General features: G+C 66.0%; 10 protein-coding genes. 5 read left to right on the forward strand and 5 right to left on the reverse strand.

The annotated features are described in order from the left end of the window. The first annotated feature begins 54 nt into the window (after positions 1–54). Genes AB1824_07125 through AB1824_07135 form a run of 3 tightly spaced genes read left to right on the forward strand, consistent with a single transcriptional unit; the run spans position 55 to position 2942 of the window. Entirely contained in the window at positions 55–1086 is a 1032-nt protein-coding gene (locus tag AB1824_07125) for an ATP-binding protein (protein ID MEW5764734.1), read from the forward strand. 27 nt (positions 1087–1113) lie between these two features. Next, positions 1114–1506 carry a response regulator gene (locus tag AB1824_07130; protein ID MEW5764735.1) on the forward strand — a complete coding sequence of 131 codons (393 nt, stop codon included), beginning with the start codon at positions 1114–1116 and terminating at the stop codon, positions 1504–1506. Next, positions 1503–2942 carry an ATP-binding protein gene (locus AB1824_07135; GenBank protein ID MEW5764736.1) on the forward strand — a complete coding sequence of 480 codons (1440 nt, stop codon included), beginning with the start codon at positions 1503–1505 and terminating at the stop codon, positions 2940–2942. The genes AB1824_07130 and AB1824_07135 overlap by 4 nt, the downstream gene beginning before the upstream one ends. Positions 2943–3013: 71 nt before the next feature. On the opposite strand, the gene AB1824_07140 is transcribed toward AB1824_07135, so the two are convergent. From AB1824_07140 to AB1824_07150, 3 genes are all read right to left on the reverse strand, one after another. Then, the gene (locus AB1824_07140) at positions 3014–3388 is read right to left on the reverse strand and encodes a response regulator (GenBank protein MEW5764737.1); all 375 of its coding nucleotides are present in this window, start codon (positions 3386–3388) and stop codon (positions 3014–3016) included. Between the two features lie 72 nt (positions 3389–3460). Continuing rightward, positions 3461–5068: a (Fe-S)-binding protein gene (locus AB1824_07145; protein MEW5764738.1), complete on the reverse strand. Its 1608-nt coding sequence runs from the start codon at positions 5066–5068 to the stop codon at positions 3461–3463. Further along, on the reverse strand, positions 5065–6000 hold the full coding sequence (locus AB1824_07150; protein ID MEW5764739.1) for a respiratory nitrate reductase subunit gamma: 936 nt from the start codon (positions 5998–6000) through the stop codon (positions 5065–5067). The genes AB1824_07145 and AB1824_07150 overlap by 4 nt, the downstream gene beginning before the upstream one ends. 301 nt (positions 6001–6301) lie before the next feature. Here AB1824_07150 and AB1824_07155 point away from each other — a divergent pair, with 301 nt between their 5' ends. After that, positions 6302–8545 carry a sensor domain-containing diguanylate cyclase gene (locus AB1824_07155; protein ID MEW5764740.1) on the forward strand — a complete coding sequence of 748 codons (2244 nt, stop codon included), beginning with the start codon at positions 6302–6304 and terminating at the stop codon, positions 8543–8545. Positions 8546–8633: 88 nt separating this feature from the next. Then, the gene (locus AB1824_07160; protein ID MEW5764741.1) at positions 8634–13190 is read left to right on the forward strand and encodes a PAS domain S-box protein; all 4557 of its coding nucleotides are present in this window, start codon (positions 8634–8636) and stop codon (positions 13188–13190) included. 6 nt (positions 13191–13196) lie between these two features. On the opposite strand, the gene AB1824_07165 is transcribed toward AB1824_07160, so the two are convergent. Together AB1824_07165 and AB1824_07170 are read right to left on the reverse strand one after the other, a co-directional pair. After that, positions 13197–13973 carry a response regulator gene (locus tag AB1824_07165; GenBank protein ID MEW5764742.1) on the reverse strand — a complete coding sequence of 259 codons (777 nt, stop codon included), beginning with the start codon at positions 13971–13973 and terminating at the stop codon, positions 13197–13199. Positions 13974–13981: 8 nt separating this feature from the next. Then, positions 13982–15592 carry an ATP-binding protein gene (locus AB1824_07170; GenBank protein MEW5764743.1) on the reverse strand — a complete coding sequence of 537 codons (1611 nt, stop codon included), beginning with the start codon at positions 15590–15592 and terminating at the stop codon, positions 13982–13984. Between the last annotated feature and the right edge of the window lie 206 nt (positions 15593–15798).

Consider the following 15798-nt stretch of genomic DNA (forward strand, 5'->3'; position numbering starts at 1 on the left):
GGCGCTCCGATCCGAACCCGGCCGGCCCTGCGGCCGGCCGGGCGGGAGGTTCCCGTGGGTGAGCTGGAGGAGCGCCTTCTCAACAGAATGGGAGGCTGGGCGGCCCTGGTCGACGGCCGATTGAAGGTCGTGGCCTCCAGCGCCGCGGCGCGGGAGGCCTACTCCCCCCTCCCGGGGAGCACCTGCTCCCAGACCTTCGGGGTGGCGGCCGCGGACTGCGTCGATTGCCCCGTCCGCAGGGCCCTGGAGGAAGGCGCCTCCCATACCGTCGAGGAGACCTTCCGAGGCTTGTCCGGAGAGGCCGTGGAGGTATCCGTCACGGCGGTCCCTCTCCTGGGCGGGCCGGAGGGTCCCCCGCTCGTCCTTCTCCTGGCCCGCCCAAAGGGTTCTGCGGCCTCTCTGCCGGTCCAGTCTCGGCTGGCTTCCCTGGAGGCCTTCGTGGGGTCCATCACCCACGCTCTGAAGGGCGCCCTCAACTCGCTCGAAGGCGGCGTATACCTCCTGGAATCGGGCCACCGGAAGGGGGACCCCGAACGGGCGAGGGCGGGTGCGGTCATGGTCCGCCGGAACCTCGCGCGCGTCCGCTCCGTCGTGGGAAACATCCTGTACTACGCCAGAGACCGGGAGGTGCACTCCGAGACGCTCTCCGCCAGGGAGGTCGTGGAGTCGACCCTGGCCGGTTGCCGGAAGATCTCCGAGGCGTTGAACGTGGATCTGACCGGCCGTTCCGCCGAGGCTTCCTTTCCGGGCGATCCGAACGCCATCCAGGCCATGCTCGTCAACCTCGTGGAGAGCGCCCTCGACGCCTGCGGCGGCGAGGAGGCGAACGGAGGCGGGCACGTCGTCCTGGAAGCGCGGAGCGACCCGCCGTGGATCGTGTTCGAAGTCCGCCACGGAGGGACTCCGATCGATCCGGCCACCCTCGCGGGCGCGCTCGGGGACGTGTACGTTCCCCACGGCGCGGACCGGGCGGGGCTGTGGATTCACGCCGCCTGTCGCGTGGCCCGGGCCCACGGCGGCACCGTGGCTTTCTCGATGACGGAGGCCGGAGAGGCGCGTTGGGTGGTTCGCCTTCCCGATAGGTGAAGCGCGGAAGATCAAGTAGGAGGATCCATGGAGCCTCCCAAGAAGATCATGGTGGTCGACGACGAGCCGGACACCCTTACCTTCCTGTGCGCCTGGCTGGAGGACGAGGGGCACCTTCCCCGCGCGGTGTCCGACCCGGATGCGGTGCTGGAGGCGGCGCTGAGGGATCTCCCGGACCTCCTCCTTCTGGACGTCCACATGCCCAACCAATCGGGCATCCAGGTGTACCGGTCGCTCCGGGAAACCCCCGCTCTCCGGGATCTGCCCGTGATCTTCATCACCGGCGCGAGCGACGTCCAGCTCTTCGACAAGTCGTGCGCGCCCATGCCGCAGCCATCCGGCCGGATCGAAAAGCCCATTGATCTCTCCGCGCTGGCGCGCGCCATTCGGAAGGCTCTCAACGGGGGAGGCGGGCCATGAAGGGGATCGGCGAGATTCTCTCCCCCCTGCTCCCCGGCGTGGAGGATCTCTTCCGGTCCGCGCCCTGCTTCATGACGGTTCAGGACCGGGAAGGCAGAATCCTCGCGGCCAACGAGAACTTTCAGGCCACCTTCGGCGGCTCCGTGGGGGCCTTCTGTTTCGCGGTCTACAAGGGCCGCGGCGAGAAGTGTCGTGACTGTCCCGTGGACGAGACCTTTGCGGACGGGCGGTGCCACGTGAGTCAGCAGGTCGTCGCCTTGCCGGACGGTCGGTCCATGCCCATCCTCGTCTACACCTCGCCCGTCCTGGGGCCGGACGGGAGCGTGCGGGCCGTGGTGGAGGTTTCGGCGGATCTCTCTCCCGTCAAGGCTCTGGAGAACAAGCTCCGCCGCAGTCGCGAGCGCTACCGCGCCTTGTTCGAGGATGTGCCCTGCTACATCTCGGTCCAGGACCGGGACCTGAGGATCGTGGAGTCCAATCGGGCCTTTCGGGAGGATTTCGGGGACCGCGTGGGGGCCTTCTGTTTCGATGTCTACAAGCACCGCTCGGAGCCGTGCCTCAATTGCCCCGTGGCGCGGACCTTCGAGGACGGAAACGTCCACCACAGCGAAGAGATCGTCACCGCCCTCGACGGACGTCAGGTCAACACCCTGGTTTCCACCGCTCCCATCCGAAACGGCGACGGCGAAATCGAAATGGTGATGGAGATGTCCACGAACATCACCGAAATCCGCAGCCTGCAAGGCCAGCTGGCCAACCTCGGCCTCCTCGTCGGCTCCGTATCCCACGGCATCAAGGGCCTCCTCACCGGGTTGGACGGGGGGATGTACATGATGAACACGGGCATAGAAAGGCAGCGCCCGGAACGGGTGGAAGAGGGCTGGAAGATGATCCGGCGGAACGTGGAGCAGATCCGCAGCGTGGTTCTCGATCTCCTCTACGTCGCCAAGGAGCGGGAACCCGTCTGGGAAAGCGCCTCCCTCAAGGACTTGGCGTACTCGGCCCTCGAAGCGGTTCGCCCGCGGGCCGAGAGCCTGGGCGTCCACCTGGAGGCCCATTTGGAAGAGGTGGGACCCTGCGACATGGAGCCGAAGTCGTTGCACGCGGCCCTCGTGAACCTCCTTGAGAACGCCCTCGACGCGTGCCGGGTCGACCGGAGAAAGGACAGGCACTCGGTCCGGTTCGGCCTGGCCAGGGAGAACGGGTCCGCGGTGCTGACCGTGGAGGACGACGGCATCGGGATGGACCGGGAGACTCGAGAGCGGATCTTCACCCTCTTTTTCTCCTCCAAGGGGCTCGAGGGAACGGGGTTGGGTCTCTTCATCTCCCACAAGGTGGTCGAAAAGCACGGCGGGGACATCTCCGTGGATTCGGAGCCGGGGCGCGGAACGCGGTTCAGGGTCCGGCTTCCCTTCGTGCGGAGCGCACCCCCCTGACGCGGGGGAGCCGAAAAAAAGCCGTCCGCGGTTTCTCCGCGGACGGCTCCGTTTCTGGGCTTGGGTGAAGGCTAGCCGACCAGCCGCTTCACTTCCGCGACGAGCTCCTCGGGCTTCACCGGCTTCTCCAGATAGCCTTCCGGCGCGGGGACCTGCGTCCGCGTCGAGATGAACTGTTTGAACTCGTGGGATACGCCCGTGACGATGATCACGGGGATCTTCTTCAGGGCGGCGTCCTCCTTCAAGGTCCGGTACGTGCGCACGCCCGTCATCTCCGGCATGGTGATGTCCAGGGTGATGAGGTCGGGCTTGCCGGCGGCCACCTGGGCGAGGGCCTCCTCGCCGTTGGAGGCTTCCAGGGTCTCGTATCCGGCGTCCTTCAGAACCGTGCTCAGGTAGGTCACCACGTCGGGCTCATCGTCGACGACCAGTATCTTCTTCGCCATGTCGGATCCCCTCTTGAGTTCCGGACTTGAGACTTGTGCCGCCGCAATCCGGAATCTCCCATACCAAATGGTTCAGTGCCACTCCCAATCGATGAAGCCCGGTTTGACATCCAGCATGCAATTCACGATCAGTTCCACGAGCCCGCCGTACAGGATCCGGTGCTTCTCCCACATCTGGTAGTACGCCAGCATGTCGCGGAACTGGCCCTTGCAGTTGCTGCACGGGGCGCAGATGTACTTGTGGATCGAGGGATCGAGGCAGTCGGCGAAGGCGTTGAGGACCTGCTGGAGCTTCTTCCGGCCGGAGACGTGGAAACGCCAATCCTGGAAGTTGTTGCCGCTCATGATGGCGAAGCCGGAGCCGCCTCCGCAGCAGTAGTTGTCCACCCCGTGGGGCCACATTTCTCGGAACTGGGGGCAGATCTTTCGGACGATCTCGCGCTGGGGCTCCACGACCCCCATGAGCCGGACCAGGTTGCAGGGATCGTGAAGGGTCACGGGGAAATCGTTCCGGGAGGGGTCCAGACGGAGTCGGTCGCCCATCACGATGTCCCGAAGGAGCGTCATGGAGGACTCCCTGGGGATGTTGAGCTCGCCCGTGAGAACCCGGTCGGCGATGACCGAGAGGGCCTTGTGGGCGTGGCCGCACTCGCCGAGGACGATCTTCTTGACCTTCAGCTTCTTCGCGGCCTCGGCGTGCTTGATCGCCACCCGGGCGAACTGCGCGTCGTCGTACCAGAGGCCGTAGTTGATGGAGTCGTAGCCGGCCAACTCGGAGGAGAGCGTCCAGGTGATGCCGGCGGCGTTCAGAATGACGGCGAAGGCCCCGGGGTTCTCGGGCCACGCCATGATCTCTCCGGCGTTGTGGATGAGGAGGACGTCCGCGCCCTCCACGTCCCACGGCGTCTCCACCTTGATGCCGGTCTTCTCCGTCATGTCCTCGTCGATGAACTCGATGTTGTCCTTCACCACCAGGGAGGTCATGCCCGTGGAGGAGCCCACCTTGAGCTGGAGGACGGAGCCGTTGTCGTGGCATTCCTTGGCGTTGATCCCCATCTCCATGCTGAAGAGCTTCCGGAGCTCGTGGGCCACGAGGCCGTTGTCCGCGCCGATGGGACAGGTCTGGGCGCACCGGCGGCACAGGTTGCACCGGTAGGAGAGTTCGGCCAGCCTGGCCACGAGGGGCCAGTTCAGCTCGATGTCTCCGTGCTGCCACGCCGAGAGAAGCCCGCCGTGCTTGACGTACTTGAAGTAAAGGCGGCGCATGATCTCGGAGCGGAAGGTGGGCCGGTAGAGCTCGTTCCCGCCGCTGGCCTCGTAAATGTGGCACGCCTCGGAGCAGGTCTGGCACTTGGCGCAGTGCTCCATACTGAGGACCAGCGGCTGAAGGAAGGTCCAGTTGTTTTCCTTGGTGAAGAGCTTGTCCAGCCCGGAGAGGAATTTCTGGACGAGGGCGTCCTCCTCCTCCCGGGTCTTGGGCTGGGGGATGTTGATGGCGCAGGTGTCGTCCAGGCCGCACTCCACCGCGGCCAGGGTCTTTTCCGCGAGGGGAGTCCAGCTATGGTCCTTGTCCGGGGAGTCCAGGGGGGGCGGGAGGGGCATGAGGTCCCGGTTCTCCAGGTGGGTCAGGGGATTGCGGTCCCGGCGGGACATGTCGGAGAGGTTGATCTTGTCCTTCATTTCTTCTCCCCCTGCCAAGGGTTGGTGGTGGCCACGTCCGCCCACGTGCGTTTTCCGTCGGCGGTCACGTGCTCCGCCGACCAGGTGGGACGGTAGGTCAGGTATTCCTGAAGCTTCTTTTCAATGTCGCTGCCGGGACGGTTGGGATGGTCCTGCCAGCGGACACTGTGGTAGGTGAAGTACTTGCCCACGAAATGCGACATGTGCGTCAACGGGATGTAGGCCGCCAGGAGCCCGCACAGGATCAAGCCGACTCCGAAAAGGCCAGGGATGTCCAAGGACAGGTCCGCCCTGAGCAGGCCCATCGTAATGCCCACGACCCCAGGACCTGCCGGGTCCATGAGGAAGTATCCGGCGGACAGGACGCCGAAGGCCACCACGAAGAAGACGAGGTTAAAGATGTCCCCGGCCGTCGTGTAAGTCTTGAGCGCCGGGTCCGTCAAGCGCCGGTGCAAGAGGAGCAGGGCCCCGACCATCGAGAGCGTCACGCCGGCGCCGCCCATGAGCAGGCAAGCCCAGTGAAGCAGGGAGCCCAGCGGACCTCCCAGGGAGGAGGGAAGGAAAACCCCGAGCAGGGCCGAGAAAAGGACGAGTCCCACCGTCCCCATCAGGAGATACAGGCCGAAGTGGAAGGGAAAGGAGCGGTACCAGAGCTTCCGGTTGAACTCGTGGAGGGCTTTCAGGAAGAGCATCTCTGGGACCATGAAGCTCAGTTCGCCCCAGAGGTTGAAATGGGACGGCTTGGTCCACCAGTCCGTCTCCTCGAAGTAAGATCCGCCGTGCTTCACGCGGTGGACCGCCTCATGAGGGACCGGGTACAACTCCCACCGGAGGTGGATGGGCTGGCGGGCATAGAGGACGGCCCGCGCCACCGTGGCGATGGCGAACACCGCCGCAGAAAGATACAGCACCGCATAGACTAACGTGGTCATCGGTTCTCCCCCTGTCCTGAAAAACCTCACCCAGAAAGAAATCAATATAAAGCCAATGGAGCAAAAACCCGAAAAACAACTAGGGGTTTCTCATTCCTGGGGTAAATCGCGCACGGCCCGGGCTCTCCGGGGCGCGGACAGTGTAGGCGAGGAGTCCGTTTGGGTGGACCAAAATGTTGCAATCCGGGAACGCGGAGGCCGGAGGATTGGGGCCGTGGCGGAGCCAGGCCCTCCTCCGGGTCCCGCTGGGGGGCTTTCGCGGCCCGTTCTTCGTGGTATCGTAAGTCAGGAAAGGCCGGTCATGCAGGGAAAGCGGCTGCCGCTGACGCTCACCATCCTCTCTCTGGTCCTTCTGGTTTGGATGGGGACTCGCGCCTCGTGGCGCATCCATGACCTCTGGGCCGCTCCAGCCGTGCTCCTTTTCTTCTTCCTGGCCTACCAGTTTGACGTCCATGTGCCGGGCCTGGGCTATCTCAACCTCGATCACGTCGTGGCCTTCCCCGCCATCGTGGTGCTTCAGAACCCCGTGCTGGCCGGAACGCTGGCGGGGGTCGGACTCCTCGTCAGCCGCGCCTACCGACGCGGGTTCGGAGGGTTGGGGCTGGTGCACGTATGGGGAGCCGCCCTCTCCGCGCTGTCCATCGCTCTGGGGGGGGCCTTCTACCTCGCCCTGTCCCGGGGAGGGCCTGAGCAATCGCTCCTGGAATTCGCCATTTTCCTTTCGGCCATGCTGGTGATGACCGGAGCCAACTGGTTCTTCTACGTGGCGGGAAACCCGTCCTCCTTGAAGGCCCCTCTTCGAACCACGTTCAAGAAATCGTTCGTCAGCAACCTGGGCTGGGTCCTGCTCTCCTCGCCCCTCGTGGCCCTGGTGGTCGGAGCCACCCGGGAGGAGCGCTACGTTTCCGTCCTCATGGGCAGCCTGACCCTCCTCATCCTCGTCTGGGCCATGCGGCTGTATGGGGGACTTCAGGAAAAGAACGCCGCGCTCATCCACGCGACGGGCCGTCAGGAGTTCCTCCAGCAGCTCTCCCTGACGACGGCCGGATCCTTGGAGAACGAGTCCTTCCTCTTGACCTTGCTCTCGGGGCTTCGAGACTTCGTCCCCTGGGACCGGGGCCTGTTGCTGGTCCTGCCGCCGGGGTCCGCCCGCCAGCCCCTCCTCGTGAGTCTGGAGGGCCTCCCCCTGGATCCCCACGCGGCCAAGGAGGCCTTGCTGGATCTCCTGGAGGCGCCGGAGCTCAGGGAACCCCGGCTCGTGACCGGCTCCGCTGTGGTCCCGCTCCTCCTGGAAGGGGCGGGATGTCAGGTCTCGGTGGCCGTGGCGACGACGGAGCTTGCCTTCGGCGTCCTGGTCCTGGAAAGGGGAGCCGGAAAGGACGTGTTCACCGGGAACGAATGCAAATTCCTCGAGTTGGCCCTGGCCCAGATCGCCGGCCACGTCCAGGACGAGATTCTCAAGAAGCAGCTCATGGACACCAACCGAAAGCTCCTTCGCCAGACCGACTACCTCTCCCAGATCCTCAAAATCTCGAATCTCCTCAAGGTCCACCTCGACGTCCAGACGATCCTGGAGAAGGTGGCGGAGGGGATCCGCGAGGGGATGGGGTTCCGGACGGTCCTCGTGAGCCTCTATCGGGAGGACGAGCACCTCTTCGAGAGAGTCGCCCAGGCCGGACTCTCGGACCGGTGGGAGGAGGTGCGGAAGGCGAGGCCTCCCGCCGAGCAGATCTTCGAACTCATCCATCCGCGCTACCGGGTGGGAAGCTGCTATTTCGTGGGGCACGCCGACGCCGTCATCGGGCCCTACGACATCCTTCCCCTGAACCCCCGCTTGCCCAAGGAACCGGACGACTGGGACCCCTTGGACACCCTCATCGTCCCGCTGGAGGACAAGGACGGCCGTCTGCTGGGAATCATCTCCGTGGACGAGCCCGTGGACGGGAAGATCCCCTCTCTGGAGACGCTTCGGGCTCTGGAAGTCCTGGCCAACCAGACCGTGAATGCCCTGGAGAGCGCGCAGATCCACGCCCGGACCCGGCGCCAGGCGGTCATGGACGGACTCACGGGATTGTACAACCACGGTTACTTTCAGGAGGTCTTGGCGAAGGAGGCCCGCGAGCACGCCGAATCCTCGCTGCCCTTCTCGATGCTGATGATGGACCTGGACGGCTTCAAGGTCGTCAACGACACCTTCGGCCACCTTGCGGGCGACGAGGTGCTCAGGGCCGTCGCGGAGACGGTGAGGGCCCTCATCCGGCGTGAGGACATCGCGGCCCGGTACGGCGGTGAAGAATTCGCCCTATTCCTTCCGAGGTGCGATGCTTCCACGGCGCTCACCATCGGCGAGAGGATCCGTAGCGCCGTCGAGGGCCTGCGGGTCCACGTCGGAGGCGGCGGGCAAACGGCGTCCGTGACCCTGAGCGTGGGCCTGGCTTCCTTCCCCACGGACGGCCGGGACCACCACGAGATTCTCGACCTGGCCGACCAGGCGCTTTACCAGGCCAAGCGTCAGGGCAAGAACCGGGTGAATCAGATCGCGTGAGTCCGGGGGCGGGAGGGCCCCCTTGAACCGGAGAGGCACGGGCGCCCGGAACCGCGGGAGCGGGGGCGTCCCATCGGAGGCCGTGGCCATGCGAGGGTGGCTAAGGATCTGCGCATTCTGTGCCATGGTCGTGATCCCCGTGGCCGCGGGGACCCAGACCGGGCGGGCATCCGGAGGCGTCGAAAGGGGAAAGACATTTCACCTGAGAGTCGCGGCCTCTCCCTACGAGCCCTTCGCCTATCGGGAGGGCGGGGAGGAACGCGGGCTCGACGTGGATCTCCTTCGCCTGCTGTGCACCACCCGCGGGTGGACGTACGAGATCACGTGGACCTCCTTCCCCGAGATATGGACCCTGCTGGAGGAGGGAAAGGCCGACATGGCCATCGGGGCGATCTATCGATCCCCCGATCGCGAGCGCCGATTCCTCTTCACGGAATCCTACCTTGAAACGGGCCTCGTCGTGGCCCACCGGATTCAGCAGGAAGTCGGATCCAAGAGAGACCTGAAAGGGCTCCTCCTTGGGGTCAAGCGGGGCGCCACGGGAGAGGGACTGGGTGCCCGCCTGGCTCCGGAGGTGGGGCTGGCCGGATTGAAGGTGTACGACGACACGACAGCCAGCTTCGAGGCGCTCCGCCGGGGCGAGGTGGACGCGGTCCTGAACGACTACCTGAACACCCTCTTTCTCATCAGCAAGGAGTACAGCGGGGAAGTGGCGGTCGCCCGGGGTCGGTTCGGCGTCCTGTTCCTGTCCCGGGACCGGCTGGCCTTTCCCCTGCGGAAGGGCCTCGAGGGCAACCGGGACGAAATCGACGCCACCCTCCGCCAGCTGGCGGAGGGCGGCGTTCTCGCCGACCTTCAAACCAAGTGGCTCCCCGTCCAGCCGCCGGGTGACTGGAAACGGCTGGCCGTCTTCACCGTCTCGCTCGTGGCGCTCGCCGTGGTCTGGGCGGTCCTGGCCGTCCGCACCTCCCGACGAAAGGCCCGTTTCGAGAGCCTGAAAGACTCGGAGAAGCGCTACCGGCACCTCATCGAGCAGGCGCCGCTGGGCGTAGCCCTCCTGAAGGCCGGGGTGGTCACTTTCGCCAACGAGGCCTTTCTCCACCTGTTTCGGAGGCTCAGCCTCGCGGAAGTGATCGGCAAGCCCTTCCTGGATTGCGTGGCCGCCGAAAGCCGGGGTCAGGCCGAGGCGTGCCTGGGCAGGGGCAGGCGCGCCGTGCTTCCCGAAACCGGGGCCGAGTGGCAGTGCCTGAAATCCGACGGGACCCGCTTCCTGGCCCGGGTGCGTCCCGTTCGGGTGGAAGGGCCGGAAGGACTCATGGACCTGCTCTTTCTGGAGGACGTGACCCTATCCAGAGAGGCGGAGCGAGCCCTCAAGGAGAGCCGGGAGGCCTACCGGCTCCTCGTGGAGAACCAGACGGACCTCGTCGTCAAGGTGGACACGGAGGGCCGGTTCCTCTTCGTCAGCCCGACGTATTGCCGGCTGTTCGGCAAATCGGAGGAGGAACTCCTGGGGCGCACCTTCATGCCCCTGGTGCACGAAGAGGACCTTCGCAAGACGCTCGAAGCCATGAAGGACCTCTACCGCCCGCCGTACACCTGCTATGTAGAGCAGCGGGCTCACACGGCCCAGGGGTGGAGGTGGCTCGCCTGGTCGGACAAGGCCGTCCTGGACGCCGAGGGCCGGGTGCAGGCCATCGTGGGAGTCGGCCGGGACGTCACCGACCGGGTCGAGGCGGAGCGCCGCCTGCGGGAGAGCGAGCGACGCTTTCGCACGCTCATCGAAAACACCCACGACGTCGTGATCGTGTTCAGCGCGGAGGGGCGCGCCCTGTACATCACGCCGTCCGTGACCACATGGACCGGTTACTCAGTGGAGGAACTGCTCGGGAACCTGGCCACCGATTACGTCGCCCCGGAAGACGTCGGGGTGATCCAAGACGTGGTCAGGCGGTCTCTCCGGGCGCCCGGCGTTTCCCTTCCCGCCGTGGAGTACCGGGTTCGTCACAAGAACGGGAGCCTTCGCATCTTCTCCGCCATCGTGACCAACCTCCTGGGGGACCCGGCCGTGGGCGGGATCGTCGTGAACTGCCGCGACATCACCGAGAGGCGTTTGGCGGAGCTGGCGGTGAAGGAAAGCGAAGCGCTCTTCCGGGGCCTGGCCGAGAGCACCGAGGCGGCCATCATGATTTACCAAGGGGAGAACCTGCGGTACGTCAATCGGACCACGGAGTTGGTCAGCGGATACAGCCGGGAGGAATTGCAGAGGCTGCGCTTCTGGGATCTCGTCCACCCGGACCACCGGGAAATGGTCCGGGAGAGGGGGTTGGCCCGGCAGCGGGGCGAGCCGGTTCCGCGTCATTACGAGTTCAAGGTCGTCAAGAAAACGGGGGAGGTGCGATGGCTCGATTTCACGGCCGCGGTCATCCAGTACAACGGCCGGCCGGCGGGCCTGGCCACGGCCATCGACGTGACGGACCGGAAACGCGTGGAGGAGGAGCTTCGCCGGCGGGAGGCCCAGGTGAGCCTCATCCTTCAAAACGTGAGCGAGGTCATCTACTACAGCTCCCTGGAGGGCGATCCGCCGGTTCCACGGGTCCAGTTCGTGAGCCACAAGGTCCGGGAAATCCTGGGTCTTTCCCAGGAGGAGATTCAAGCCCAGGATGGGCAGTGGCTTCTCGGCGTACACCCCGATGACGTCGGAATGGTCAAGCGGGCCGTCCAAGCCCTGCGGGAGGAGGGGCGGCCCTTCACGATCGAATACCGCTTCCTGCACGGGGGGACCCAGACGTACCGGTGGCTGGAGGACCACGCCGTCCCCGAGGCGGACCCCCTCGGCCGGGTGCTCGGTTTCTTCGGGGTGGTGCGCGATGTCACGGACCGTCACGAGGCCGAGGAGGCCCAGCAGCGGACGAACCGCCAGCTCCTGGCCCTCCTGGCCTCGTCCCAGGCCATGGCGGGTTCCCTGGACATGGGCGAATCCGTAAGCCTGATGTGCCGCGTAGCCGTGGAGATCTTCGGAGTGGATCTGGTCTGGATGGGGCTCGTGGTGCCCGAGAGCACCGAGGTCCAGATCCTGGCATCCGCCGGCCGAGACGAGGGATATACGGAGAGCGTTCAGGTCCGCTGGGACGAATCCGCGCGGGCCCAGGGACCCGCCGGGCGGGCCATCAAGCTCCGCCGGCCCGTCATCATGAGGACCGAAGAGCCCGACTTCGCCCCCTGGCGGGAGGAGGCCGAGAAGCGCGGCTTCCGGTGCGTGTGCGCAGTGCCCATGCTCCATGAGGACGCGGTGCGCGGCGTCGTCACCTTCTACTCGGGCGAATCGGAGGCCTTTTCTCCGGAGGAGGTGGAGGTCCTCGAAATCTTCGCGCGCCACGCCACGATGACCGTCGTGAACGCCGCCCTGTACGAGGAGGCGAGGCGAAGCATCGAGGATCTTCACAAAACGCTGACCGAATTGGAAACGAGCCGGGACGCCCTTCAGGCGAGCGAGAGCAGGTACCGCGCCCTCGTGGAGAATGCGCGCGGGATCGTTCTCACCTTCACGCCCGATCTCACCGTCACGTACTGGAACGAGTTCGCGGAGGAGTTCTTCGGGTACAGGAAGGAAGAAATCCTCGGCCGGAGCCTCATCGGTACCATCGTCCCCAAGGAAGATTCCACCGGACAGGACCTGGAGGACCTCCTCAAGCGGATCGCCGCGGATCCCAACGCCTTCGCCTCCAACATCAACCAAAACGTGCGAAAGGACGGGCGGAGGGTCTGGGTGGCCTGGACCAACCGGCCGGTCCTCGACGCGCACGGCCGGGTGAGCGTGGTCCTTTCCCATGGGACGGACGTGACGTCTTTGAAGGAAGCCGAGATCAGTCTCCGCGGGCAGGAGTCCCGCTACCGAACCCTGTTGGAGTTGTCTCCAGGGGCCACCGTCGTGGCGGACCTCACCGGCCGGATCACCATGGTCAACCGCCGCACAATGGAGATCTGGGGCGCCCGCGCCCACGAGGAACTGGTGGGCCGTTCCGTCTTCGAAATGGTCTCCGAACAGGAGGGGGGAGCCGTGCGGCAGGCCATGGAGCAGGCCCTGCGGGGCGAGGAGGTTCGGAACTTCCGGGCCAACGTCCTTCGGAAGGACGGGCAGCCTTTTCCCGCGGAGATCAACGCGGCCCTCCTCCGGGACGAGTGGGGGTCTCCGGAGGGTTTTGTGGGAGTCGTCCGGGACGTGAGCGACGAGGTCCGGACGAGGGAGAACCTGGAAAAGACGTTGCGGATCTACCAGAGCCTGGCCGAGTCGGCCAGGGACTTCATTTTCATCGTGAGCCGCGAGGAGAGAGTGACCTTCGCCAATCCCTCCACGGCCGCCGCCCTGAAGCTCCGGCCCGAGGAAGTGCCCGGAAGCCGCTTGGAAGACCTCTTCGAGGGTGTCACCCTCCGTCGGATGAAAACCAGCCTCGGGGAGGCCTTCCGGACCGGCGAGGTGCTCGTTCGCGTGGAGGAACTCGATTTCCCCGTGGGGAGGCTGTGGCTCGACACCCAGCTCATCCCGATCCAGGAGGCCGACGGGACGGTAACCTCCGTCCTGGGGGTGTCCAGAAGGATCCTGGGTGGCCTGGACGGGGCGATGGCCGACGGCCGGACGCGGGAGTGAGAAACGCTATCCGCCTTCGGACGGTGGGTTCACCTCGTCCCACTCCAGCGCCGGCTTGTCCCCCTCCAAGCCGGAAAACCCGGCTTGGGCGAATTTCTCCTCGAACCTGGAGCGCAAGGTTTGTGCTTCGGAGGGGTGTAGGACGATCCAGAACCGGTCGTCGGAGGTCTGCCCCACCGCCCCGGCCGCGGCGCATTCCTGCACCGTCTCGTGCAGGAGCCATGCGGTCCGGTGGACAAGGTCCTTGAGGCGGGAGGATCCCGCTCGCAGCGCGAAGCCCTCCGAAAAAGCCGGAGCGAGGCGAACCTGGAGAAGGAGGCATGGGGCCCCGGCCTCCAGCCTCGCCCGGAACTCGCTCTCCATCCGCGAGGCATCGGGAAGTCCCGTCCACGCCGTGGAGCGCTGTCCGGAGACGGCCTCGCGGATGAGCTGGTCCACCAGCAATTCGAGCTGGTGGGGGTCGTAGGGCTTGGTGACGTACGCGTCGGCTCCGCAGTCGTATCCCCAGTACACGTCTTCCCTCAGGCTCTTGGCCGTGAGGAGGATGATGGGGATCCGGGCCAGCTCCGAATCCCGTTTGAGATCCCGGCACACCTGGTAGCCGTTCTTCTTGGGCATCATGACGTCGAGAATCATGAGATCGGGCCGCATGCGGCGGAAGATCGCTTCGGCCTCCTCCCCGTCGGAGGCCACATGCACGTCGTAGCCAAGAAGGTCGAAGTTGAGCTTCAGGACTTCGGTGATGGCCCGGTTGTCGTCGGCGATGACCAGTCTCTGGCGCATGGCATCTCCTACTCGGTTGCGGGGAGCACGGCCTCGAAGGCCGTGCCCGGACGCGAGGGCACAGTGCTTCCGAGAAAGGCCCGGTCCTCCTCGGTGAGCGGGGAGTCGCATTCCAGGCGGCCCCCCAGTCTCTCGGCCACGTTCTTGGCGATCACGAGGCCGAGGCCGGTTCCACCCACGAGATTGCGGACGTTGCTCGCCCGGAAGAAGGGCGTGAAGATGGAAGCCCTTTCCGAGGCCGGGATTCCCGGTCCGTCGTCGAGGATCCGCAGGGCGATCCGCTCCCCGTCACGGCGAAGGCGTACGCCCACACACCCCCCTATGACCGAATACTTGATGGCGTTTCCCAAGAGATTGGCCACGAGGTTTTCGAGCATGCGTCCGTCGCAGGTGACGTGGACGTCCTGCAACTCTTCCTTCCAGGTGAGGAGCTTCCCCTGGATCGTGTCCCTCGCGCCGTCCCGCAGGCGCTCGATGAGGCCTTTCACGTCCACGCTCCCGGCCTGTCCCTGGGCGTAGTGGACTCGACTGAGGCGGACCACGTCGTCCAGCAGATTGCGGATGTTCCGGCCGTTTTCGAGGATCAGGGCGGCGATGCGGGCCTGGTGTTCGGTGAGGGGGCCCGGCCGCCCGCCCGCAAGGAGATCGGCGGCGTTGATGATGGCGGCGAGGGGGTTCTTGACCTCGTGCGAGATGATGGAGATCAGGTCTTCACGCGACCGATTGAGGCCCACCCACTCCTGGATGTCCTGCGTGACCACGAGGAAGAGGTTCCCCCCGGGCCAGGGCTGAACCTGGACCTGGTACCATCGCCCCTCCACCTCGTACGGGGTGGACACGGTCTTCCCCTCGGCCTGGGCTTTTCGGAGGAGCCCGAGGATGACCTGGCCCGCCGGGCGGCTCCCGAAAATCTTGTTTTCCCGGACCTCGACGGGGGAGAGGCCGAGGGCCCGAGCGGCCGCGTCATTGATGAGGGAAATGGACCCCGAAAGGTCGGTGAGGAGGAGCCCCACGGGGACGCTCCTCATGACGTTGTCGAGACGCTCCTTCTCCTGGGCGAGGAGAACGAAGAGGTCGGCCACCTGCCGGGATTTTCGGCGGACCCCCTCCACCTGCTCCCAGCGGGCCAGGGCGGTGAACAGGAAGTCGGCCATCCTCGCGAAAAGGCCCTGCTCGAGGTCCGAAAAAGGGTTGGGCCGGAGGGCCACCAGCTGGGCCCCCGGAATGCCCGGGGCCCCCAAGCTTCGGACCATGCCCGCGGAGGGCGGCGCGCCGAGGAGGGCCGCCACCCGGGCGGACGGAGGCTCCCCCCCCGACCACTGGGCTCGCTCCCCGGGGAAAAGGGAAAACCACTCCTCCGCCGGGACCGCCACGGATGTCGACTCGGGTGTCTCGCGGCAGAGGAAGGCGCGGGCACCTTCGGTTCCGAGGAGGACCAATCCCGTGCAGGTGACGGACAACACCCTTCTGGCCACCTCGTGGGTGGCGCAGGCCATTTCGCCGGGCCCCCCGGCCTGTCCGACGGCGTGCCCCAGGCCGAAGACCGCCCAGAGGGCCTCGTTGGCCTCCCTCAGGCGTCGGATCTCCTCGGGCGCGGGTGGTGCTTCGTGGTCCATCATGGGCCCTCTCGGGGCGAGGACCTCGGTCCTCCCCCTATCTAAGGCACGCCCATTGTACGTCCAGGCCGGGGCCGAGCCAAACCCCTCGGGTGGGCGTGATAAGCCCCACCGTACAAGGGGCTTGGGATCAAACCTTGTGGGTCGGGGCCGGGGCCCTTACCATCATCCCTTGCGCAGGAGACTGCGATGGCCGAACTGTACCGTGT

The organism is Acidobacteriota bacterium, from assembly GCA_040752915.1.
Lineage (GTDB): Bacteria > Acidobacteriota > UBA4820 > UBA4820 > DSQY01 > JBFLVU01.

What these genes read in the sequence shown, in the direction of transcription:
- AB1824_07160 (MEW5764741.1), top strand. Translation starts at nt 8,634, where the DNA reads ATGCGAGGGTGGCTAAGGATCTGCGCATTCTGTGCCATGGTCGTGATC.
- AB1824_07135 (MEW5764736.1), top strand. Translation starts at nt 1,503, where the DNA reads ATGAAGGGGATCGGCGAGATTCTCTCCCCCCTGCTCCCCGGCGTGGAG.
- AB1824_07165 (MEW5764742.1), bottom strand. Translation starts at nt 13,973, where the DNA reads ATGCGCCAGAGACTGGTCATCGCCGACGACAACCGGGCCATCACCGAA.
- AB1824_07170 (MEW5764743.1), bottom strand. Translation starts at nt 15,592, where the DNA reads ATGATGGACCACGAAGCACCACCCGCGCCCGAGGAGATCCGACGCCTG.
- AB1824_07150 (MEW5764739.1), bottom strand. Translation starts at nt 6,000, where the DNA reads ATGACCACGTTAGTCTATGCGGTGCTGTATCTTTCTGCGGCGGTGTTC.
- AB1824_07145 (MEW5764738.1), bottom strand. Translation starts at nt 5,068, where the DNA reads ATGAAGGACAAGATCAACCTCTCCGACATGTCCCGCCGGGACCGCAAT.
- AB1824_07140 (MEW5764737.1), bottom strand. Translation starts at nt 3,388, where the DNA reads ATGGCGAAGAAGATACTGGTCGTCGACGATGAGCCCGACGTGGTGACC.
- AB1824_07130 (MEW5764735.1), top strand. Translation starts at nt 1,114, where the DNA reads ATGGAGCCTCCCAAGAAGATCATGGTGGTCGACGACGAGCCGGACACC.
- AB1824_07155 (MEW5764740.1), top strand. Translation starts at nt 6,302, where the DNA reads ATGCAGGGAAAGCGGCTGCCGCTGACGCTCACCATCCTCTCTCTGGTC.